The organism is Pseudomonas sp. G5001 (assembly GCF_013385475.1).
Taxonomy (GTDB): Bacteria; Pseudomonadota; Gammaproteobacteria; order Pseudomonadales; family Pseudomonadaceae; genus Aquipseudomonas.
The window spans coordinates 50,393-69,967 of sequence record NZ_JACAPZ010000035.1 but is presented as its reverse complement, the minus strand read 5'-3'; the positions used below and the strand labels follow the sequence as shown (position 1 = coordinate 69,967).

17 protein-coding genes are annotated in these 19,575 nt (G+C 62.6%); 9 read left to right on the top strand and 8 right to left on the bottom strand.

What is annotated here, in order from left to right:
• The first annotated feature begins 198 nt into the window (after positions 1 to 198).
• The 4 genes from HX805_RS25385 (at position 199) to HX805_RS25370 (ending at position 6,161) form a co-directional block, all read left to right on the top strand.
• Positions 199 to 1,251 (top strand): 2,5-dihydroxypyridine 5,6-dioxygenase, encoded by a 1,053-nt coding sequence (locus HX805_RS25385; protein WP_102606101.1) that lies wholly within the window; start codon positions 199 to 201, stop codon positions 1,249 to 1,251.
• 189 nt (positions 1,252 to 1,440) lie between these two features.
• Complete coding sequence (locus tag HX805_RS25380; RefSeq protein ID WP_003215338.1) at positions 1,441 to 1,875, top strand: MarR family winged helix-turn-helix transcriptional regulator; 435 nt, start codon at positions 1,441 to 1,443, stop codon at positions 1,873 to 1,875.
• 256 nt (positions 1,876 to 2,131) lie between these two features.
• Positions 2,132 to 2,608, top strand: a complete 477-nt coding sequence (locus HX805_RS25375; RefSeq protein ID WP_008436149.1) for a (2Fe-2S)-binding protein — start codon at positions 2,132 to 2,134, stop codon at positions 2,606 to 2,608.
• Between the two features lie 16 nt (positions 2,609 to 2,624).
• On the top strand, positions 2,625 to 6,161 hold the full coding sequence (locus HX805_RS25370; RefSeq protein ID WP_177117387.1) for a molybdopterin cofactor-binding domain-containing protein: 3,537 nt from the start codon (positions 2,625 to 2,627) through the stop codon (positions 6,159 to 6,161).
• Positions 6,162 to 6,282: 121 nt separating this feature from the next.
• Here HX805_RS25370 and HX805_RS25365 read toward each other — a convergent pair whose 3' ends face one another.
• Positions 6,283 to 6,939 carry a TetR/AcrR family transcriptional regulator gene (locus HX805_RS25365; RefSeq protein ID WP_177117386.1) on the bottom strand — a complete coding sequence of 219 codons (657 nt, stop codon included), beginning with the start codon at positions 6,937 to 6,939 and terminating at the stop codon, positions 6,283 to 6,285.
• 153 nt (positions 6,940 to 7,092) lie between these two features.
• Here HX805_RS25365 and ggt point away from each other — a divergent pair, with 153 nt between their 5' ends.
• Positions 7,093 to 8,817 carry a gamma-glutamyltransferase gene (gene ggt / locus HX805_RS25360; protein WP_177117385.1) on the top strand — a complete coding sequence of 575 codons (1,725 nt, stop codon included), beginning with the start codon at positions 7,093 to 7,095 and terminating at the stop codon, positions 8,815 to 8,817.
• Here ggt and HX805_RS25355 read toward each other — a convergent pair.
• The 4 genes from HX805_RS25355 to HX805_RS25340 all read right to left on the bottom strand — a co-directional run bounded on the left by HX805_RS25355 (position 8,814) and on the right by HX805_RS25340 (position 13,380).
• Positions 8,814 to 10,331 carry an FAD-dependent oxidoreductase gene (locus HX805_RS25355; protein ID WP_177035615.1) on the bottom strand — a complete coding sequence of 506 codons (1,518 nt, stop codon included), beginning with the start codon at positions 10,329 to 10,331 and terminating at the stop codon, positions 8,814 to 8,816. The two genes, ggt and HX805_RS25355, sit on opposite strands and share 4 nt — an antisense overlap.
• A 141-nt stretch (positions 10,332 to 10,472) precedes the next feature.
• Positions 10,473 to 10,994 (bottom strand): AAA family ATPase, encoded by a 522-nt coding sequence (locus HX805_RS25350; protein ID WP_177117384.1) that lies wholly within the window; start codon positions 10,992 to 10,994, stop codon positions 10,473 to 10,475.
• Positions 10,991 to 11,554 (bottom strand): nicotinamide riboside transporter PnuC, encoded by a 564-nt coding sequence (gene pnuC / locus HX805_RS25345; protein ID WP_003215352.1) that lies wholly within the window; start codon positions 11,552 to 11,554, stop codon positions 10,991 to 10,993. The genes HX805_RS25350 and pnuC overlap by 4 nt, the downstream gene beginning before the upstream one ends.
• Before the next feature lie 191 nt (positions 11,555 to 11,745).
• Positions 11,746 to 13,380: a methyl-accepting chemotaxis protein gene (locus HX805_RS25340; RefSeq protein ID WP_102369157.1), complete on the bottom strand. Its 1,635-nt coding sequence runs from the start codon at positions 13,378 to 13,380 to the stop codon at positions 11,746 to 11,748.
• Positions 13,381 to 13,609: 229 nt separating this feature from the next.
• Between HX805_RS25340 and HX805_RS25335 the strand changes: the two genes are divergently transcribed.
• Together HX805_RS25335 and HX805_RS25330 are read left to right on the top strand one after the other, a co-directional pair.
• Positions 13,610 to 14,440 (top strand): undecaprenyl-diphosphate phosphatase, encoded by an 831-nt coding sequence (locus HX805_RS25335; protein ID WP_003215357.1) that lies wholly within the window; start codon positions 13,610 to 13,612, stop codon positions 14,438 to 14,440.
• Positions 14,437 to 14,820: a DUF1294 domain-containing protein gene (locus HX805_RS25330; protein ID WP_003215359.1), complete on the top strand. Its 384-nt coding sequence runs from the start codon at positions 14,437 to 14,439 to the stop codon at positions 14,818 to 14,820. Before HX805_RS25335 ends, HX805_RS25330 begins: the two co-directional genes overlap by 4 nt.
• Here the strand turns inward: HX805_RS25330 and HX805_RS25325 are convergent.
• Together HX805_RS25325 and HX805_RS25320 are read right to left on the bottom strand one after the other, a co-directional pair.
• Positions 14,803 to 15,165 carry an MmcQ/YjbR family DNA-binding protein gene (locus HX805_RS25325; protein ID WP_032899493.1) on the bottom strand — a complete coding sequence of 121 codons (363 nt, stop codon included), beginning with the start codon at positions 15,163 to 15,165 and terminating at the stop codon, positions 14,803 to 14,805. The two genes, HX805_RS25330 and HX805_RS25325, sit on opposite strands and share 18 nt — an antisense overlap.
• Positions 15,162 to 16,070 carry a LysR substrate-binding domain-containing protein gene (locus HX805_RS25320; RefSeq protein WP_003215364.1) on the bottom strand — a complete coding sequence of 303 codons (909 nt, stop codon included), beginning with the start codon at positions 16,068 to 16,070 and terminating at the stop codon, positions 15,162 to 15,164. The genes HX805_RS25325 and HX805_RS25320 overlap by 4 nt, the downstream gene beginning before the upstream one ends.
• A 125-nt stretch (positions 16,071 to 16,195) precedes the next feature.
• Here HX805_RS25320 and HX805_RS25315 point away from each other — a divergent pair, with 125 nt between their 5' ends.
• Both HX805_RS25315 and HX805_RS25310 read left to right on the top strand, forming a co-directional pair.
• Positions 16,196 to 16,807: an FMN-dependent NADH-azoreductase gene (locus HX805_RS25315; protein WP_003215366.1), complete on the top strand. Its 612-nt coding sequence runs from the start codon at positions 16,196 to 16,198 to the stop codon at positions 16,805 to 16,807.
• 227 nt (positions 16,808 to 17,034) lie between these two features.
• On the top strand, positions 17,035 to 18,072 hold the full coding sequence (locus HX805_RS25310; protein ID WP_008436172.1) for a dienelactone hydrolase: 1,038 nt from the start codon (positions 17,035 to 17,037) through the stop codon (positions 18,070 to 18,072).
• Here HX805_RS25310 and HX805_RS25305 read toward each other — a convergent pair.
• Positions 18,066 to 19,250: an MFS transporter gene (locus HX805_RS25305; protein ID WP_177117383.1), complete on the bottom strand. Its 1,185-nt coding sequence runs from the start codon at positions 19,248 to 19,250 to the stop codon at positions 18,066 to 18,068. The genes HX805_RS25310 and HX805_RS25305 overlap by 7 nt on opposite strands.
• Positions 19,251 to 19,575 lie beyond the last annotated feature (325 nt).

The window sequence follows — 19,575 nt, the reverse complement described above, 5'->3', positions numbered from 1 at the left end:
TTTTGGCCATATCGATCCCCTGTAACCGGTTATCTCCATATATCACTGGGTTTGTGTGGATTCGTAACGTTTTGGCGTGGTGCTTGCAGTCCATGCTGAAATCAGTTCTTATCGTGATTAATTGGCGTATACGCTATAAAAACGCACTAGAGTGAAGCGCCCTGCAAGATCTTGGTGCAGCAGCTGAGGAGACAGGAAATGCCGGTAAGTGATTGCGAACTGACCCAGATGTTTGAGCATGTGTTGAAGCTCTCGAAGGTCGACCCGACCCAGAGCGTCGCCGTGCTCAAGAGCCATTACTCCGACCCGCGCACCGTGCGCGCCGCGATGGACGCGGCGCAGCGCCTGGGGGCCAAGGTGTATGCGGTGGAGTTGCCGTCGTTCAACCATCCCCGGGCTATGGGCAATGACATGACGGCCTACTGTGGCGACACGGCCCTGACCGGTAATATCGCGGCGCAGCGGGCGCTGGAAGCGGCAGACCTGATCGTCGACACCATGATGCTGTTGCACTCGCCGGAGCAGGAACAGATCCTCAAGACCGGCACGCGCATCCTGCTGGCGGTGGAACCCCCGGAAGTGCTGGCGCGCATGCTGCCGACCGAAGAGGACAAAGTGCGCGTGCTGGCCGCTGAAGAACTGCTGAAAAAAGCCCGCTCGATCCACGTCAAATCCCGCGCCGGCAGTGATTTCCGGGCGGCGCTGGGGCAATACCCGTCCGTCACCGAATACGGCTTTGCCGACGAACCGGGACGCTGGGACCACTGGCCGAGCGGCTTCCTGTTCTCCTGGCCCAATGAGGAAACTGCAGAGGGCGTGCTGGTGCTGGATATCGGCGACATCCTGCTGCCGTTCAAGACCTACACCCGGGAGAAAATCACCCTGGAGATCGAGAAGGGCTTCATCACCAGAATCCACGGTGGTTTCGAGGCCGAATACCTGCGCGACTACATGAAATACTTCGACGACCCCGAGGTATATGGCATCTCCCACATCGGCTGGGGCCTGCAGCCACGGGCGCAATGGACGGCCATGGGCCTGCACGACAAGAACGACGGCATGTGCATGGACGCCCGCGCGTTCTACGGCAACTTCCTGTTCTCCACCGGCCCGAACACCGAAGTCGGCGGCACCCGCAAGACCCCGTGCCACATGGACATCCCGCTGCGCAATTGCGACGTCTACCTCGATGATGAGGCCGTAGTCATCGCCGGCGACGTCGTAGCCCCTCAAGCCTCCCTGGCCCACTAAACATCCAATGTGGGAGCGGGCTTGCTCGCGAATGCGGTACGTCAGTCACACATGCGCCACCTGACACACCGCATTCGCGAGCAAGCCCGCTCCCACATTTCAACCGCGTTCCGGCAATGAGATCCTTGAGTCATTTCCACAACCCCGCCATCATGCCACCCCATCGACCACCGCCTTCCCGAGCCCGCCGTGCCTGATTCCTACGTTTTCTCCGAACAAGTCGGCCACCTGCTGCGCAAGGCCTACCAGCGTCACCTGGCGATCTTCCAGCAGAACGTCGGCGACTCCCAGCTCACCGCCGTGCAGTTCGTCACCCTGTGCGCCCTGCGCGATCACGGTGCAAGTTCGCTCACCGAACTGGTCAAGGCCACCGCCGTCGACCAGGCGACCATCCGTGGCATCGTCGAACGCCTCAAGGCCCGCGAACTGATCACCCTCGAACCCGACCCGCAGGACAAACGCAAAGTCGTGGTCAACCTATCCGACTCCGGCGCCGCCCTGGTGCAGCAAACCGTGCCCTGCGCCGCCACCATCACCGAACTGACCCTGAGCAACCTCAACCCCGCCGAACGCGTCGCCGTACTCTTCCTGCTACGCAAAATGATCGAAGACCCCCAAACCTGACCCCGATCCCCTGTGGTGAGGAAGCTTGCTCCCGCCGGACTGCGCAGCAGGCCCATCTTTTGGGGTCGCTTCGCAACCCAGCGGGAGCAAGCTCCCTCGCCACAGCTATTCATCCATCTTCTGGCACCGTTTTTGCTCTACGTTGATGTAGTAACCACTTCACCCGTCAAGTGTGTCGCGAGACCCCAGGTACGCGACGCTTTTTTTTGACTGTTTGATGTAGTGGACACTTCACCAAATCCAACGGGCGAAGCGAATGACCAGCCAGAACATCACGGTAACGCTTGAGGTCAACGGCCACACCAGCGAAGTCAGCGCAATGGCCGACACCCCGCTGTTGTTGATTCTGCGCAATGACCTGCAACTCAACGGCCCCAAATACGGCTGCGGCCTGGGGGAGTGCGGCGCCTGCACGGTGATCATCGACGGCGTGGCTGCACGCTCCTGCGTCTTCCCCCTGTCGGGTGCCGTGGGCCGCAACATCGTCACCCTCGAAGGCCTCGGCACCCGCCAGACCCCGCACCCGGTGCAGCAGGCCTTCATCGATGAACAGGCCGCCCAGTGCGGCTACTGCCTCAACGGCATGATCATGACCGCCAAGGCCTTGCTCGACCGCAATCCCAACCCCAGCGAAGCCGAGGTGCGCAGCGAACTGTCTGGCAACCTCTGCCGCTGTGGCACCCATATCGAAATCCTCCGCGCGGTGCTGCGTGCCGCCCGCCAAACGCCTTGAACGTGGATCGATGACCATGACTGACGCAATCCCTTCCCGCGACCAATGGCTGGCCAAGGCCGGCGTCCTGCTGATCGTCGACGATGTGCTGCCACCTTCGGGGCCGGTGGCCAAAGGCGGCACACCGACGGTCAAGCCCAAGGAACTGGGGCTGTTTATCGCAGTGAACGATGACGGGCTGGTGTACGCCTTCAACGGCCACGTGGACCTGGGCACCGGCATTCGCACCTCCCTGGCGCAGATCGTCGCTGAAGAACTGGACCTGACCATGGACCAGGTGCGCATGGTGCTGGGCGACACCGAGCGTGCGCCGAACCAGGGCGCGACCATTGCCAGCGCAACCTTGCAGATCTCCGCGATTCCGCTGCGCAATGCCGCCGCCGAAGCCCGGCGTTTCCTTCTGGCGCGGGCGGCGCAACGCTGGTCCGTAAATGCTCAAAGTCTCAAGGTCGACGCAGGCGTTATCCGCGGCGAAGACGGGCGCACCATCACTTATGGCGAACTGGTGACGGGCGAGCATGACCAACTGCGCATCAGCGGCGATGCACCGCTCAAGGCCACCGCCGATTACCGCCTGGTGGGCAAGGGCGCAGCCCGGGTGGATATCCCGGGCAAGGCCACCGGCGAACTGACGTACGTGCACGACATGCGCGTGCCGGACATGCTCCACGGTCGGGTGATCCGCCCACCGTATGCGGGCCTGGATTGCGGTGACTTTGTCGGCAACAGCCTGCTGAAGGTCGACGAGTCTTCCATCGCCCATATCCCGGGCATTGTTGCGGTGGTGGTGATCCGTGATTTTGTCGGCGTGGTGGCCTTGCGCGAAGAGCAGGCAATCAAGGCCGCCCAGGAACTGCAGGTGCACTGGAAACCCTGGAACCACCCACTGCCGGACATGAGCGATGTGGAGCAGGCAATCCGCGACAACCCGCGGGTACGCCGCACCGTGCTCGACCAGGGCAACGTCGACGCAGCCCTGGCCGCCGCCAGCCAGCGCATGCCGCGCACCTACCTGTGGCCATACCAGATGCACGGCTCCATCGGCCCGTCCTGTGGCGTGGCGGATTATCAGCCCGGTGGCAGCCGCGTCTGGTCGGGCAGCCAGAACCCGCACCTGCTGCGGGCCGACCTGGCCTGGTTGCTGGAATGCCCGGAAGCGTCCATCGACGTGATTCGCATGGAGGCCGCCGGCTGCTACGGCCGCAACTGCGCCGATGATGTATGCGCCGACGCCTTGCTGCTGTCGCGTGCGGTGGGCAAGCCGGTGCGGGTGCAACTGACCCGCGAACAGGAGCACCTGTGGGAGCCCAAGGGCACCGCGCAATTGATGGATGTCGACGGCGGCCTGAACGCCGACGGCAGCATCGCCGCCTATGACTTTGAAACCAGCTACCCGTCCAACGGCGCGCCCACCCTGGCGCTGCTGTTGACCGGCCGGGTCGAGCCGGTGGCGGCGATGTTCGAGATGGGCGACCGCACCTCGATCCCGCCCTACGACATCGCGAACATGCGCGTCACCATCAACGACATGGCGCCGATCGTTCGCGCCTCGTGGATGCGCGGTGTGTCGGCGTTGCCCAACACCTTCGCCCATGAATCCTATATCGACGAACTGGCGTTTGCCGCCGGGGTCGACCCGGTGGAGTACCGCCTGCGTTACCTGAAGGACGAGCGCGCCATCGACCTGGTGAAATCCACCGCCGAACGCGCCAACTGGGCACCGCGTACCGCGCCGATGCAAACCGCGAATGAGGACCACCTGCTGCGTGGTCGGGGCTTTGCCTACGCGCGCTACATCCACAGCAAGTTTCCCGGCTTCGGCGCGGCGTGGGCGGCGTGGGTCGCGGACGTGGCCATCGACAAGCAGACCGGCGATGTCTCGGTGACGCGCGTGGTGATCGGGCATGACTCGGGGATGATGATCAACCCCGCAGGGGTGCAGCATCAGATCCACGGCAATGTGATCCAGTCCACCAGCCGTGTGCTCAAGGAACGCGTGACCTTTGAAGAGTCGACCGTGGCGAGCAAGGAGTGGGGCGGTTATCCGATCCTGACCTTCCCGGAAGTGCCGCAGATCGACGTACTGATGATGCCGCGCCAGGACCCGCCCCCGATGGGCGCCGGTGAGTCGGCCTCGGTGCCCAGCGCGGCGGCGATTGCCAATGCGATCTATGACGCCACCGGCATCCGTTTTCGCGAGCTGCCGATTACCCCCGAGCGGGTATTGGCGGCGCTGAATGCAGGCACCCTGGGCGAGCCGGCGAAGTCCCCGGAAAAGCGCCGCAAATGGTTGTTCGGCTCATTGTTCGCCGCCTTTGGCGCGGTGCTGGGCATGGCTGCTACCGCGTGGCCGTTTCACAGCGAAATTGCCCCGATTGCACCGCCCAGTGCAGGCACCTGGTCCAAGGCCACCCTGGAGCGCGGGCGCTTGCTGGCCGCCGTGGGGGATTGCGCGGTGTGCCACACGGCACCGGGCGGTGCCACCAATGCCGGCGGGCTGGCGATGCACACGCCGTTCGGCACCCTTTACAGCAGCAACATCACCCCGGATGAGAAAACCGGGATTGGCAACTGGTCCTACCCGGCGTTCGAGCGGGCGATGCGCGACGGCATTGGCCGCGACGGGCGCAACCTGTACCCGGCGTTTCCCTATACGGCGTTTCGCAATATCAACGATGCCGACATGCAGGCGCTGTATGCCTACCTGATGTCCCAGGCGCCGGTGAGCCAGGCACCGGTGCCGAACGCGATGAAGTTTCCGTTCAATATCCGGCCGTTGATGGCCGGCTGGAATGCGCTGTTCCTGCGCCGTGGGGAAATCAGCGTGCAGCCCCAGCGCAGCGAGCAATGGAATCGTGGCGCTTACCTGGTCAACGGTTTGGGGCACTGCGCGGCGTGCCATTCGCCGCGCAACCTGATGGGGGCGGAGAAGGGCGGCAAGGCGTTCCTCGCGGGCGGCAGGGTGGACGGTTGGGAAGCGCCGGCCTTGAATGGCTTGTCCAAGGCGCCGACGCCGTGGACCGAAGACCAATTGTTCAGCTACCTGAGCACTGGTTACTCCGATGCCCATGGCGTGGCAACGGGGCCGATGGGACCGGTCGTGACTGAACTGGCGAAACTGCCCAAGACCGACATCCGCGCGATGGCGGTATACCTGGCTTCGCTGAACGACAGCGGCGCCGCCGAAGCGCAGGTGGTGGCAGCTGCGACGGTGCCCAATGCCAATGGGCGACGGGTATTCGAAGGTTCATGCAAGGCCTGCCATGCCGACGGACAGGGCCCGAAGCTGTTCGGCGTCAGCCCGTCACTGGCGACCAATACCAATGTGCACAGCGATCAACCGGACAACCTGATCAAGGTGATTTTGCAAGGGATCAGCACTCCGGCGACCAAGGATCTGGGTTACATGCCGGCGTTCAAGGACAGTTTGTCGAACACCCAAGTGGCGGAGTTGGCCGCCTACCTGCGCGGGCGCTTCGCACCCCATGCACCGCAGTGGGAAGGCCTGGAGCAAACCGTGGCACACCTGCGAGCCAATCCCGGTACCCATTGATTCACACGGTCAAAAAATGTGGGAGCGGGCTTGCTCGCGAAAGCGGTTCGTCAGTCGCCAAATATATTGACTGATACACCGCATTCGCGAGCAAGCCCGCTCCCACATTTAGATCCAGGTTCTACCGTTGGATGGGCGGTGTCACGCATACCCCGCGCAACACCAGATCACTGATAAACCCCAGCCAATCCCGCTGCTGGGTCTTATCCGCCAAATCCTCCCCCAAAAACGAACTCAGCGTGTGCTGGTTGGAGTTATAGAAGTAGCACAACGAAGCAATCATCAAGTACACATGCTTGATGTCCACATCTTCACGAAACAGCTCCTGGGCCTGGCCCGCTTCGATGATCGGCCGCAACACCCCAACCGCCTCCCCGGACAACCGCCGCAGTTCACCCGACTGCTTCGCATGCTTGCCCTGGTGCAGGTTCTCGATGCTCAGGATCGCCACAAACTCGGGATGCTTGACGTAGTAATTCCAGATAAACCCCACCAGCGCCTGCAACGCTTGCACCGGTGCAGTCAGGTCGAGCTTGAGCTTGCTTTCGGCCTTGTTGAACTGTTCATAGGTATGCTCCAGCACACACACAAACAGGTGCTCCTTGCTGCCGAAGTAGTAATACAGCATGCGGTCGTTGGAGTCGGCCTCGCGGGAAATGCTTTCCACACGCCCGCCGGAATAGCCGTCGCGGGTGAAGACCTTGACCGCCGCCTGGAGAATCCGCGCGCGGGTCTGGTCGGCTTGCTGGGCGCGGATACCGGTCTTCTTGATCACCATCGAAAAGCCTCTGCTGCGCGGCGTAAAGGCCCGGAATATAGCATGGGCATTATTCCGTTACCGACAGGCTCTGTCACAAACGCGGCATAACGCTGGGGCTTGGATCGGAAACGTATTACTTTCTAGTTCTTCTAATAAACAGAGTATGCAGGGATGAAATACCAACCGTTTACCCGAACTTTGATTGCCACCGCGCTGGTGCTGACTGCCAGCGGCGTGCAGGCGGCCTCCCAGGCCCCGGTGGCTGGCGAAAATGGCATGGTGGTCACCGCCCAGCATCTGGCGACCCATGTGGGCGTGGATGTGCTCAAGGCCGGCGGCAACGCCGTGGATGCGGCGGTGGCGGTGGGCTACGCCCTGGCCGTGGTGTACCCGGCAGCCGGCAACCTCGGCGGCGGTGGGTTTATGACCGTGCAACTGGCCGACGGCCGCAAGACCTTCCTTGATTTCCGCGAAAAAGCCCCGCTGGCCGCGACTGCCGACATGTACCTGGACAAGGACGGCAACGTGGTCCCGGACCTCAGCTCCAAGGGCCACCTGGCGGTCGGCGTACCCGGCACCGTATCGGGGATGGAACTGGCGCTGAGCAAATACGGCACCCTCAAGCGCGCCCAGGTCATCGCCCCGGCGATCAAGCTGGCCGAAGACGGTTTTGCCCTGGAGCAGGGCGATGTCGACCTGCTGCACACCGCTACTGACGAATTCAAGAAAGACAAAGACCTGCGCGGCATCTTCCTGCACGGCGGCGAGCCGATGCTGGTGGGCCAGAAGCTGGTGCAGAAAGACCTGGCGAAAACCCTGCGGGAAATCTCCGCCAAGGGCACCGATGGCTTCTACAAAGGCTGGGTAGCCAAGGCGATTGTGGATTCCAGCCAATCGGGCAAAGGCATCATCACCCAAGCCGACCTGGACAAATACAAGACCCGCGAACTGGCGCCCATCGAGTGTGACTACCGTGGCTACCACGTGGTGTCCGCACCACCACCGAGCTCGGGCGGGGTGGTCATCTGCGAAATCATGAACATCCTCGAAGGCTACCCGATGGCCGACCTCGGCTATCACTCGGCCCAGGGCCTGCACTACCAGATCGAAGCCATGCGCCACGCGTACGTCGACCGCAACAGCTACCTCGGCGACCCGGACTTCGTGCAGAACCCGGTCGAGCACCTGCTGGACAAGGATTACGCCGCCAAACTGCGCGCCGCCATCGACCCGCAGAAAGCCGGGATCTCCCAGGACATCAAGCCGGGCGTTTCGCCCCACGAAGGCAATAACACCACCCACTACTCCATCGTCGACAAGTGGGGCAACGCGGTCTCGGTGACCTACACCCTCAACGACTGGTTCGGCGCGGGCGTGATGGCGAGCAAGACCGGGGTGATCCTTAACGACGAAATGGACGACTTCACCTCCAAGATCGGCGTGCCGAACATGTACGGCCTGGTGCAGGGCGAAGCCAACGCCATTGCTCCGGGCAAGACGCCGCTGTCGTCCATGAGCCCGACCATCGTCACCAAGGATGGCAAGGCGGTGATGGTGGTGGGTACGCCGGGTGGCAGCCGTATCATCACGGCCACCTTGCTGACCATCCTCAACGTGATCGACTACAAGATGAACATCCAGGAAGCCGTGGACGCCCCGCGTTTCCACCAGCAATGGCTGCCTGAGGCGACCAATATCGAACGCTTTGCCCTGAGCCCCGACACCCAGAAAATCCTCGAAGGCTGGGGCCACAAGTTTGCCGGCCCGCAGGACGCCAACCACCTGGCGGCGATCCTGGTAGGCGCGCCGTCCCTGGATGGCAAGCCGGTTGGCAATAACCGTTTCTATGGCGCCAACGACCCTCGGCGCAATACCGGGTTGTCGCTGGGCTACTAAAGCCCGCGGATCAGCTCCAGCACCTCGGCCTTCTTCAGCGGGTGCTTCAGGCGTTGCGAGAGCAGCGCCATGGCCCGCTGATGTTCACAGGCAACTACCGCTTCCACTTCGTCGCCCTGGCAGAGCAGGGCGATGAAGTCGTGGCGCTGCAGGTCGCCTTCCACGTGGAGCTGATTCCAGTGGCGGGGGTGGCCCAGCAGTTCAAAGGTCTTGCCGAAGTGATACGTCCAGAAGAACGGCACATCGGCAAACACCTGTTGTGCGCCCAGCATATTGCGCGCCGCCAGCACCCCGAGTTGCTGCGCCACACGCCAGTGTTCGATGCGCACGGGTTGGCCGTTCCATGGAAAGGTCACCATATCGCCCGCCGCCCATAGTCCGGGCGCGACAGACAAACCGGCATCGGCTTTGAGCGACTGGTCCTCGGCTTTTTCCAGCCCCTCGACAAACCCCGTGGCAGGCGTGACGCCGACGCCTATCAGTACCAGGTCTGCGGCCAATCTGTGGCCGTTTTTCAGCACCACCGTCGTCACGTCCATGTGGCCCTCCAGGCGTGCAGGCTCGCTGGCGGTGTGGAATATCACGCCGTTGGCTTCATGCAATTGGCGCAGTGAGGCACCGATGCGCTTGCCCAGTTGGGCCGCCAGCGGAATCTCGTGACGGCCCACCACCTGCACCGTCAACCCGCGCTTGCGTAAGGCGGACGCGGCTTCCAGGCCGATAAAACTGTCGCCGATGATCACTGCACATGTGCCCGGTTGAGCCGCCTTGACGATACGCGCCGCATCGTCCCGGGAGCGCAACACGAATACGTTGTTGAGTACGGTGCCCGGAACATCCAGCGGCCTGGCTTCGCCGCCGGTGGCCAGCAGTGCGGCGTCGTAGTCGAAGTGGCGACCGTCCGCAAGCTCGAGGCGCTTGGCTTGAGGGTCGAGGTGGCGCACTTCGCCGTGGATCCGCGACGCGTGGCAGGTGGCCTCGTCCAGCAAGGGCGGTGTTTCCTGCGGCGGCATCTCGCCGCAGATGACGAATTTGCTCAGGGCGGTGCGGTCGTAGGCGGGGTCCTGTTCCTGGTCGATCCACAACAACCGGCCGCTGAAACCCTTGCGGCGCAGCGTGGCCACGGCCGCCGAACCGGCTGCACCGGCGCCAATCACGATAAAGCAGCGCGAATCGTTGGTGTGCGGGGCAACGGGCGAGGGCAGTGCCTCGTCGCCCACACTGACCACGCCGTCGTGAATCTCCACCGGGTACTGCTTGAGCTGCACCAGCGCGGGCGGCTCGCAGACCTGGCCGTCATCCACCCGGAAGGCCGCCTTGTGCCACGGGCAAATGATCCTCCCGTCACAGACCACGCCTTGCTCCAGGGGCGCCCCGGCGTGGGGGCAATCCGCCTGATAGGCACGGACCTCGCTACCCGAACGCACCAGCAGGATGTGATGGGCGGCGGTTTCAACACGAACGCCACGGTCTTCGGGCAAGTTGATCAAGCGGGCAACGATGCGCATGTTCATAGGCCAATCTCCTTTTAAGGATTGACCTGTGCCCCGGGTAGAGGACTGCGTTGACCCGATAACCGGTCTTCAGCCCTGCGCGCCAGAGCGTTGAAAGTGGGCCATGCGTAACGAGCGGTGCATGAAAATCGTCCCCGCCGGTCAATCCAGCAGTTGTTCCACAGCTGAAAAGGCCTGGTCCTGGCGTGCTTGCCAATCCCCACGGATGACCCGTAGCGGTAGATGATGTTGCTCCAGCCAGTCACGACTGGCCTGGAAAAACGCCAGGCGATCGGCAAACTCCGGCTGGCAGCGCTGGCCATCGGCGGTCCACTCCACGTCTTCCGGAGACAGCAGCAGGTGCAGGTCGTAGTGGCGGGCGAGCAGTTCGCTGTCGAGCCACGCCGGGTAGTCGCCAAACAGGGTCTGGCTCCACAGCTTGTTGGTCAGCAGGTTGGTGTCGAGGATCAGCAACGCCGGCTGCGCGGCGCGGGCGGCATCTTCCCAGGCCAACTGGCCCCGGGCGATCTCCGGGATATCCGCCAGGGTGGTATCGCGCTGCTGGTGGTCGATGAAATAACGCACGTATTCGCCCACCATCACCCCGCCAAAATGTGCCTGCAACTGGGCGGCCAGCCAGCTTTTACCGCTGGATTCCGGGCCGGCCAGTACCACCACCTTCATGCGTGCAACGCCGGGTCAGCGCGCCATTCACGCCAGCCCTGCACGGCGATCACGGTGAACAAGGCGTAGAGCGCGGCGGTGAGGTACAGGCCTTTGTAGAGGAACAGCCCGACGAAGATCACATCCACGGTGATCCACAACGGCCAGCACTGCACGCGTTTTTGCGCCATCCACATCTGCGCCACCAGGCTGAAGCCGGTCAGGGCCGCGTCCAGCCAGGGTTGGGCGGCGTCGGTCCAGTGGGCCATGGCTGCGCCCAGCAACAGGCTGCCCACAGCACCCACAGCCAGGCCTTGCAGGATCGGTTGCAAGCCCAGGCTGGTGACTTGCCGGCCTTGCTTGACCTCACCGGCGCGGGTCCACTGCCACCAGCCGTAGAGTTGCAGGGCGGCGTAGATCACTTGCAGGAGCATGTCGGAGTAGAGCTTCACATCGAAGAAGATCCAGGTGTACAGCAGCACCATCACCAGGCCTATGGGCCAGCACCACGGGTTCTGTTTAACCGTCAACCAGACAGCGATCACCCCCAGGGCGGCGGCAAACAGTTCAAGCCCGGACATGGCGGTTCCTTGGGGGAGTCGAAGAGGGCGCTGATTGTAACCAATGTGGGAGCGGCGGTGCGACGATAGATCGTTCCCACGCTCTGCGTGGGAATGCAGTTCCGGACGCTCCGCGTCCCGGCTCTGCGCAACGGTGACGCAGAGCGTCACAGGATGCGTTCCCACGCAGAGCGTGGGAACGATCATCGGCGTCAGACCTTGAACTGGCGCAGAAGGCTGTCGAGTTGTTCGCTCAGGCCTTTCAAGTGCGCACTCGCGACGCTGGACTGCTGCGCCGCCAGCGCGGTGCTGTGGGACAAGCCGGCTGCCTGGGTGACGTTCTGGTTGATGTCTTCCACCACATGCGCCTGCTGCAACGTGGCACTGGCAATCGAGGCGTTCAGCCCGTTGAGATTACGCAGCGCCTGGCCGATGGCAGTCAGGCTCGCTCCCGCCTGGCCTGCTTGTTCGATAGTCAGTTGCGAGGCCTGGTGGCTGTCGCTGATGACCTTGACCGCTGCCTCCGAATGGCCTTGCAGGCGCTCGATCATCGCCTGGATCTCTGCCGTGGATTTTTGCGTGCGCTGGGCCAGCAGCCGTACTTCGTCGGCCACCACCGCAAAACCACGGCCTTGCTCCCCGGCGCGGGCCGCTTCGATGGCGGCGTTGAGGGCCAGCAAGTTGGTCTGGTCGGCAATCGAGCGGATCACTTCCAGCACGCCGCCAATCTGCGTGCTTTCAGTCGACAGCGTACGGATCACCTCCACGGCCTGGCTGATGGTGCCGGAGAGCTGGTCGATCCGTTGCAGGCTGCCATCGATATTGAGCTGGCCCTGTTCGGCCTGCACCTGGGCATCGCGCATTTCGCTGGCGGCATGCTCGGCATTTTTGGCCACGTCCTGTACGCCATAGGTGACTTCATTGATCGCCGTCGCCACCAGTTCCATCTGCTGCGATTGCTGCTGGCTGCGGTCATGGGCATCGCTGGCGTTGCTGCCCAGCTCGGTGGACGACTGGCCCAAGGCGTTGGCGCAGGTCTGCAACTGGCCCACTACCTGCCGCAGCTTGGCGGTAAAGCTGTTGAAGTGCCGCGACAATTGAGTGACTTCATCCTGGCCATGGGTGTCGAGGGTGCGGGTCAGGTCGCTTTCGCCACTGGCGATATTGGCCATCGCATTCACTGCCTGCTGCAACGGGCGCACGATGCTGCGGGCGATCAGCACCACCAGCAGGGCCATGATCAGCGCGATCACCAGGCCAACCACCGAGGCTTTCCACACCTGGCCGCGGAACTCGCCTTGCACGTCATCGACATACACGCCGGAACCGATGATCCAGCCCCAGGGTTCGAACAGCTGGATATAGGAGGTCTTGGCCACCGGCGCATCGGCGCCGGGCTTGGGCCAGCGGTAATTTACCATCCCCGCGCCCTTGGCCTTGGCCAGGATCACGAACTCGTTGAACACCGCAAAGCCGTCCGGATCGCGGATGGCCGACAGGTTCTGGCCGTCGAGCTTGGGGTTGGCCGCGTGCATGATCATCACGGGCGTGAGGTCGTTGATCCAGAAGTAGTCGTCCTTTCCGTAGCGCAGGCCACGTACCGCGCTCAAGGCTTGCTTCTGCGCCGCTTCACGGGTCAGGACGCCGCTGGTTTCGAGGCTGTGATAATAAGTCAGGATCCCGCTGGCGGTTTGCACCACGCGCTGGGTCTGCTCACTCTTGGCCTGGTACAGGTCGTCATGAATCTGCTTGAGCATAAGCAGGCCGAGGGTTAGCAGCATCAGCACGGCGACGATCAGGATCAGCCAGAGGCGCCGGCTGATAGACATATTGCGCAAACTGTTCATGGTCCTGTCACTCCGTGTTCTTATAATTTTGGGTGCTGCATCGACATTTCCGGCTTGTCTGATAGGCTTTCGGCCCAGAATCAAAAAACCTGAGTCCTGCCTGATTTTTCACGGAATTTTCGCAGTTCGGCCTTGATTATTTGCGCTGTGCTTGCAGCGCACTCTTCGTTAGTGAACGTCTAAAAAATATCAACGAGGCATGCCGTGGGCATGACCTTTGGGGGAATCGATGGATCTTTGGACCGCCGTACAGGCACTGATACTCGGCGTTGTAGAGGGGCTGACGGAGTTTTTGCCGATCTCCAGTACCGGGCACCAGATTATCGTGGCCGACTTGATCAACTTCGGTGGCGAACGCTTTGAAGCGTTCAATATCATCATCCAGCTGGGCGCGATCCTGGCGGTGGTGTGGGAGTTTCGACGCAAGATCCTCGACGTGGTCATTGGCTTGCCGACCCAGCGCAATGCCCAGCGTTTCACCGTCAACCTGATCATTGCCGTATTGCCGGCGGTGGTGCTGGGGGTGATTTTCGCCGACCTGATCAAACACTACCTGTTCAACCCGATCACCGTTGCGGCGGCGTTGGTGGTGGGCGGCGTCATCATGTTGTGGGCCGAGCGCCGCCAGCATGAAGTGCACGCCGAAACCGTCGACGACATCACCTGGAAGGACGCGATCAAAGTCGGCTTCGCCCAGTGCCTGGCCATGATCCCGGGCACCTCGCGCTCGGGCGCTACCATCATTGGCGGCCTGTTGTTCGGCCTGTCACGCAAGACCGCCACCGAGTTCTCGTTCTTCCTGGCGATGCCGACCATGGTCGGCGCAGCGGTGTATTCGGGCTACAAGTACCGTCACCTGTTCCAGCCGGATGACCTGCCGGTGTTTGCCATCGGCTTTGTCACCTCGTTCATCTTCGCGATGATCGCGGTCAAGGCGCTGCTCAAGTTCATCGCCAGCCACAGCTACGCGGCGTTCGCCTGGTACCGGATCGCCTTCGGCCTGGTGATCCTGGCCACCTGGCAGTTCGGCTGGATCGACTGGTCGGCCGTCAAGCCATGATCATCCAGCATCCGCGCTTCAAGGCGTTGGTGTTTGCACTGTTGTGCGCCGCGCCGCTGTTTGGTGCGGCGCTGCTGGGGTACCGCGGGGTTTCGCTGATCCCGCTGGTGGCCTATGGCGTGGTCAGCGTGGTGGCGTTCCTGCTGTACTGGAGCGACAAGCGCAAGGCTCGCGAAGACAGCTGGCGCACCCCGGAAAACGTCCTGCACGCGGTGGAGCTGGCAGGCGGTTGGCCGGGGGCGTTGATTGCCCAGCAGGTGTTCCGCCACAAGACGCGCAAGGTGTCTTATCAGGTGGTGTTCTGGCTGATCGTGTTGCTGCACCAGGTGTTCTGGATTGATCAGCTGTTCCTGGGTGGCACGCTACTCTCGATCTTCTAGCAACAAGCCGACCTGCGTGCGCTTGGGCAGCTTGCTCACCACCAACTGGTGGGAACGCTGCAACAGGCCACGCAGTTCCTCGGCGCCCAGCGGGTAGGGCGTTTCCATGATGATCCACTGCGCCCGCGCCAGGTACGGCGCCGGGTGGATGCCGGGGCGATCCACATGGCCCAGGAACAGCTCCTTGTCGACCTTGAAGGCCAGCGAGTCGCCCCGCAGGTTCTGCAAGGCAAACATCTTGTTGCCGGCAATCGAAAACACCCGTACGCCGCCCCATTTGTAATCTTCCCGCGCGCCGGGCAAGCCCAGGCAAAACGTGGCGACTTGTTCTTCGGTCATTCTCATAGCAAACGGTCTCCGCAACCTTTGAAGGCGTTATCCAGGTGGTCGATCCAGGCCCGCACGGCCGGCAACACACCGCGCCGATGTGGGTACACCGCCTGCAACCAGCCACCCGGCAATGACCATTGCGGCAAGAGCTGCACCAATTGGCCGTTGGCCAATTCCTCCTCGCAATACATCATCGGCAGCACGGTAAACCCCAGGCCGGCGAGGGCGCAGGCCTTGCGTACCAGGAAATCATCGATCCCCAGCCGCGCTTCCATCACCAGGTCGTGGCTGCTGCCCTCCGGGCTGAGCATGCGGAAGTGCACCATGCGGTCTGCTTCCAGGGCGCCCAGCACCGGCAGTTGCTTGAGGTCTTCCAGGGTGTCGATCTGCCGCTCACGCACAAAGTCGGGGCTGGCGACAATCGCGGTCTGGGCCTGGCGCAGGCGCTTGGTCACCAGCAGCGGGTCTTCATCCCCAAGCTCGCGCACGCGCAAGGCCACATCAATGCCTTCGGCCACCAGGTCGACGCGGCGGTTGACCAGGTTCATCTCCAACTGCACCAGCGGGTTGGCGGTGAGAAACTCCGCCACCACGGTCTGCAGGAATTGGTGAGCCAGGCCCACGGGGCTGCTTACCCGCAGCCGACCGCGGGGTTCGCTGGACATGCTGGCCACTGCCTCGTCGGCCATTTCCGCCTCCAGCAGCATTGCCTGGCAGTGGCGCAGGTAGCGTTCACCCACGGCAGTGAGGGTCAGTTGGCGGGTGGTACGTTGCAGCAAGCGGGCGCCGAGGCGTTCTTCCAGCTCGGCAATGCGCCGCGACAGCCGCGACTTGGGAATCCCCAGCAGCCGCCCGGCAGCGGCGAAACCGCCGGCTTCCACCACCTTGGCGAAGTAGTAGAGGTCATTCAGATCTTGCATGGTCGGCCTATTGTCCTGTCAGTGGGACGAATAATCGCATATTGCCTGACTAATCGCTGATTGGTTTCATCTGTAGGCTTATTTCCATTCCGTCGCCCTTGGCGATGCTTACTTGGAGATTAACCATGAAACTGTTGCATATCGATTCCAGCATCCTCGGCGACAACTCGGTCTCCCGTCAGTTGAGCGCAGGTGTCGTCAAGACCTGGCAGGCGGCCGAGCCAGGCGTTGAAGTGACCTACCGTGACCTGGCCAGCGAAGGCATCAACCACTTTTCCGGCGTGACCCTGGGTGCACTGGGCACCGCTGCCGAGCTGCGTGATGCCGTACAGAAACATGAAGCCGAGCTGAGCGCCAACACCCTCGCCGAATTCCTCGCGGCCGACGCCATCGTCCTGGCTGCGCCGATGTACAACTTCACCATCCCGACCCAACTCAAGGCCTGGATCGACCGTATCGCCGTCGCCGGCCAGACATTCCGCTACACCGAAAACGGTCCTGAAGGCCTGGCCGGCGGCAAGAAAGTCATCATCGTGTCGACCTCCGGCGGCCTGCACGTTGGCCAGCCGACCGGTGTGGCTCACGAAGACTACCTGAAAGTGCTGCTGGGCTTCCTCGGCATCACCGACATCGAAATCGTCCGCGCTCACGGCCTGGGCTATGGCGATGAAGTGCGCAGCAAGGCGATCAGCGACGCCAACGCAGTGATCAACGAACAATTGTTCGCCGCAGCGTAAGACTTGTGTAAATTTTGCTGTTCCTCGATATCAATCTGATTCGAGGCGCCTAAACTCTGTATTCTGCTCGCCTGAAAAGCGATCGGAGTACGGAGTTTTTTCGTTTACCCGCTGTCACTACTTTGGCCCAGGTTATGCACGCATGGGTAAACCCTGCCAGTCCGAGCGCCTGAACCATGGATACTTCAACAGCTACGCGGGCTTACGCAACAAAGGTGGACATCCCCATGATGCGTCTTTGTGCAGTCTTGGTTCTCTCCCTGCTCGGCGGCCTGATTTCAGTGCAAGCCGCGCCCGCGCCGCACCCCCATTGGAGTGTGGGCTTCCACCGCATGACTTTTCTCGACCCGCTGGATCTGCAGCCGATGAAAGCCGTCGCGTTCTACCCGTCCACCGGCCTGGAACACACCACCCAGGTGGGCGCTTATCACATCGCCGCCACTGAAGACTCGAAAATCGCCATCGGCCGCTTTCCAATGCTGATGCTGTCCCACGGCAATACTGGCACGCCCCTGGCCCTGCACGACCTCGCCACCTCCCTGGCGCGCAAGGGGTTTGTGGTGGTGGCGGTGCTGCACCCTGGCGACAACTACAAGGATCACAGCCGGCTGGGCACCTTGAGCAACCTGTACGGGCGCCCGATCCAGATTTCCGAAGCGATCACCGCCACCCTCGGCGACCCGATGCTGTCGCCATTCGTCAACGTCGACCAGGTAGGCGTCATCGGTTATTCGGCCGGTGGCGAAACCGCGCTGATCCTCGCGGGCGCCAAGCCGGACCTCGACCGCCTGCGCCGCTACTGCCAGCAACGCCCGGAAGATCGCGACGCCTGCACCACCAAGGGCGAGTTGATCGTCGACCGCGACGATCTGCAACCGCAGGCCGACCCGCGTATCCATGCCTTGATGTTGATGGCGCCGTTGAGCCTGATGTTTGGCCGCCACACCCTGGCGGACGTGCATGTACCGGTGCTGCTCTATAGCGGCGACGGCGACAAGCTGGTGGCCGTGGACAAGAACGCCGAGGCCCTGGCGCGCAAACTGCCGGAGCCGCCGGACTTCAAGCTGCTGGCCGGGGCAGGGCACTTTGTGTTCATGGCGCCTTGCGACGAGAGCCAACTGGCCGCGATGCCCGCCATGTGCACCGATGCCGACGGGGTTGACCGTGAAAGCATCCACCGCGACCTGATTTCCGAGGCCGGGCGGTTCTTTAATCACACCCTCGGGCAATCCACCCGGGCGGGCTTGCAGACGGCTGATCAGTAAGCGCGGCGCTTGAGCAGTAACGTCAGGCCCAGGCCGCTGATGGAAAGCAGGGCGGCGCAAAAGAAGATCCACGAGTAGCCCAGGTTCAGCGCCACCGCACCCATCACCGGCCCGGCAATGGCCAGCGCCAGGTCAAAAAACACCGCATATGCACTCAACCCGGCGCCCCGGCTGCTGTTGGGCACCTGCTTGATCGCCTCCACGCCCAGCGCCGGGTACACCAGCGACAAACCAAAGCCGGTCAGCCCGGCGCCGATCAAGGCCACGCCGGTGGACGGTGCCAGCCACAGCAGCGTCAGGCCCAGGGTTTCGATGGTCATGCAGGCAATCGCCGCGGTGAAGCCGCCGAAGCGGTTGATGGCAGAGATAAACACCAGCCGTGACAGGATGAAACACACGCCAAATACCGTCAGGCACCAGGCTGCGCCCGTCCAGCCACGGCTCAAGTAGTAGAGGGTGATAAAGGTGGTGAGGGTGCCGTAGCCAATCGATGCCAGGCACAGGCTGGCGCCGAACGGCGCGATACGCCCGAATACCGCCCAGAAGGGCAGCCGCTCGCCGCGCACCACGGGCACCGAAGGTTTGTTGCGAATCAGCAGCAGGCCCAGGGCGGAAAGTGCCGTGAGGGCGATTCCGAGGCTGGTGTAGCCGTAGTCGGCAACCATCACCACCCCAAGTGGGGCACCAATGGCAATCGCGCCGTAGGAGGCGATGCCGTTCCACGAGATCGATCGTGCCGTATGTTCGGCACCGACCGCGCCCATGCACCAACTGATGGTGCCGACGCCGATCAGGCCCTGCGCGACGCCGAGTAACAGCCGGCCGACAATCAATATGCCGAGGCTCAGCAACGGCAGGCTTTGCACCAGCGTGGCGATGAACGTCAGCACCCCGCTCAGCAGAATCCCGCTCAGGCCCAGCACGATAGCGCGCTTGGTGCCCACGTTGTCCGACATGCGCCCGGCCATGGGGCGGCTGAGCAGCGTGGCCAGGTATTGCGAGCCGATGGTTATCCCGGCGACCACCGCGCTGAAACCCAGCTCACCGTGGACATAGCCGGGGATGACGGCAATCGGCAGGCCGATACAGATAAACGCGATAAACGTGTAGAAAACGATGGAGACGATCTGCAGGGTGATCGACAAGGAGCTGGGGGCGGCGGGCTGTGTGGCAGGCATGGGGACTCGTTCGCGGGCGGGCGGTGCGGGCATCATGGCAAGGGCTTGGGGTAAAAGGAAGCAGGCTAACTATATTTGATGATATTGCGGCCCGTGCCTATCCGGCTTTGGATCCATGGGGCCTCCCTGGCCCGGGACGACTAAAGCTGACGCGGTGAAGTGTGGGAGCTGTCGAGCTGTAGCAAGGCTGCGAAGGCGGCGGCATGGTCAATAAAGATGTTGCCTGGCACACCGCTATCGCGGCCTCGCTAAAGCTCGACGGCTCCCACAGAAAAGCAGAGCCATATCCCAAAAAAAAGCCCCATCACACTGGACGGGGCTTTCG

Bases quoted from the DNA above. Each gene is read 5' to 3' on its own strand.
- HX805_RS25385 (WP_102606101.1), top strand. From the start codon at position 199: ATGCCGGTAAGTGATTGCGAACTGACCCAGATGTTTGAGCATGTGTTG.
- HX805_RS25375 (WP_008436149.1), top strand. From the start codon at position 2,132: ATGACCAGCCAGAACATCACGGTAACGCTTGAGGTCAACGGCCACACC.
- HX805_RS25370 (WP_177117387.1), top strand. From the start codon at position 2,625: ATGACTGACGCAATCCCTTCCCGCGACCAATGGCTGGCCAAGGCCGGC.
- HX805_RS25365 (WP_177117386.1), bottom strand. From the start codon at position 6,939: ATGGTGATCAAGAAGACCGGTATCCGCGCCCAGCAAGCCGACCAGACC.
- ggt (WP_177117385.1), top strand. From the start codon at position 7,093: ATGAAATACCAACCGTTTACCCGAACTTTGATTGCCACCGCGCTGGTG.
- HX805_RS25355 (WP_177035615.1), bottom strand. From the start codon at position 10,331: ATGAACATGCGCATCGTTGCCCGCTTGATCAACTTGCCCGAAGACCGT.
- HX805_RS25350 (WP_177117384.1), bottom strand. From the start codon at position 10,994: ATGAAGGTGGTGGTACTGGCCGGCCCGGAATCCAGCGGTAAAAGCTGG.
- pnuC (WP_003215352.1), bottom strand. From the start codon at position 11,554: ATGTCCGGGCTTGAACTGTTTGCCGCCGCCCTGGGGGTGATCGCTGTC.
- HX805_RS25340 (WP_102369157.1), bottom strand. From the start codon at position 13,380: ATGAACAGTTTGCGCAATATGTCTATCAGCCGGCGCCTCTGGCTGATC.
- HX805_RS25335 (WP_003215357.1), top strand. From the start codon at position 13,610: ATGGATCTTTGGACCGCCGTACAGGCACTGATACTCGGCGTTGTAGAG.
- HX805_RS25330 (WP_003215359.1), top strand. From the start codon at position 14,437: ATGATCATCCAGCATCCGCGCTTCAAGGCGTTGGTGTTTGCACTGTTG.
- HX805_RS25325 (WP_032899493.1), bottom strand. From the start codon at position 15,165: ATGAGAATGACCGAAGAACAAGTCGCCACGTTTTGCCTGGGCTTGCCC.
- HX805_RS25320 (WP_003215364.1), bottom strand. From the start codon at position 16,070: ATGCAAGATCTGAATGACCTCTACTACTTCGCCAAGGTGGTGGAAGCC.
- HX805_RS25315 (WP_003215366.1), top strand. From the start codon at position 16,196: ATGAAACTGTTGCATATCGATTCCAGCATCCTCGGCGACAACTCGGTC.
- HX805_RS25310 (WP_008436172.1), top strand. From the start codon at position 17,035: ATGATGCGTCTTTGTGCAGTCTTGGTTCTCTCCCTGCTCGGCGGCCTG.
- HX805_RS25305 (WP_177117383.1), bottom strand. From the start codon at position 19,250: ATGCCTGCCACACAGCCCGCCGCCCCCAGCTCCTTGTCGATCACCCTG.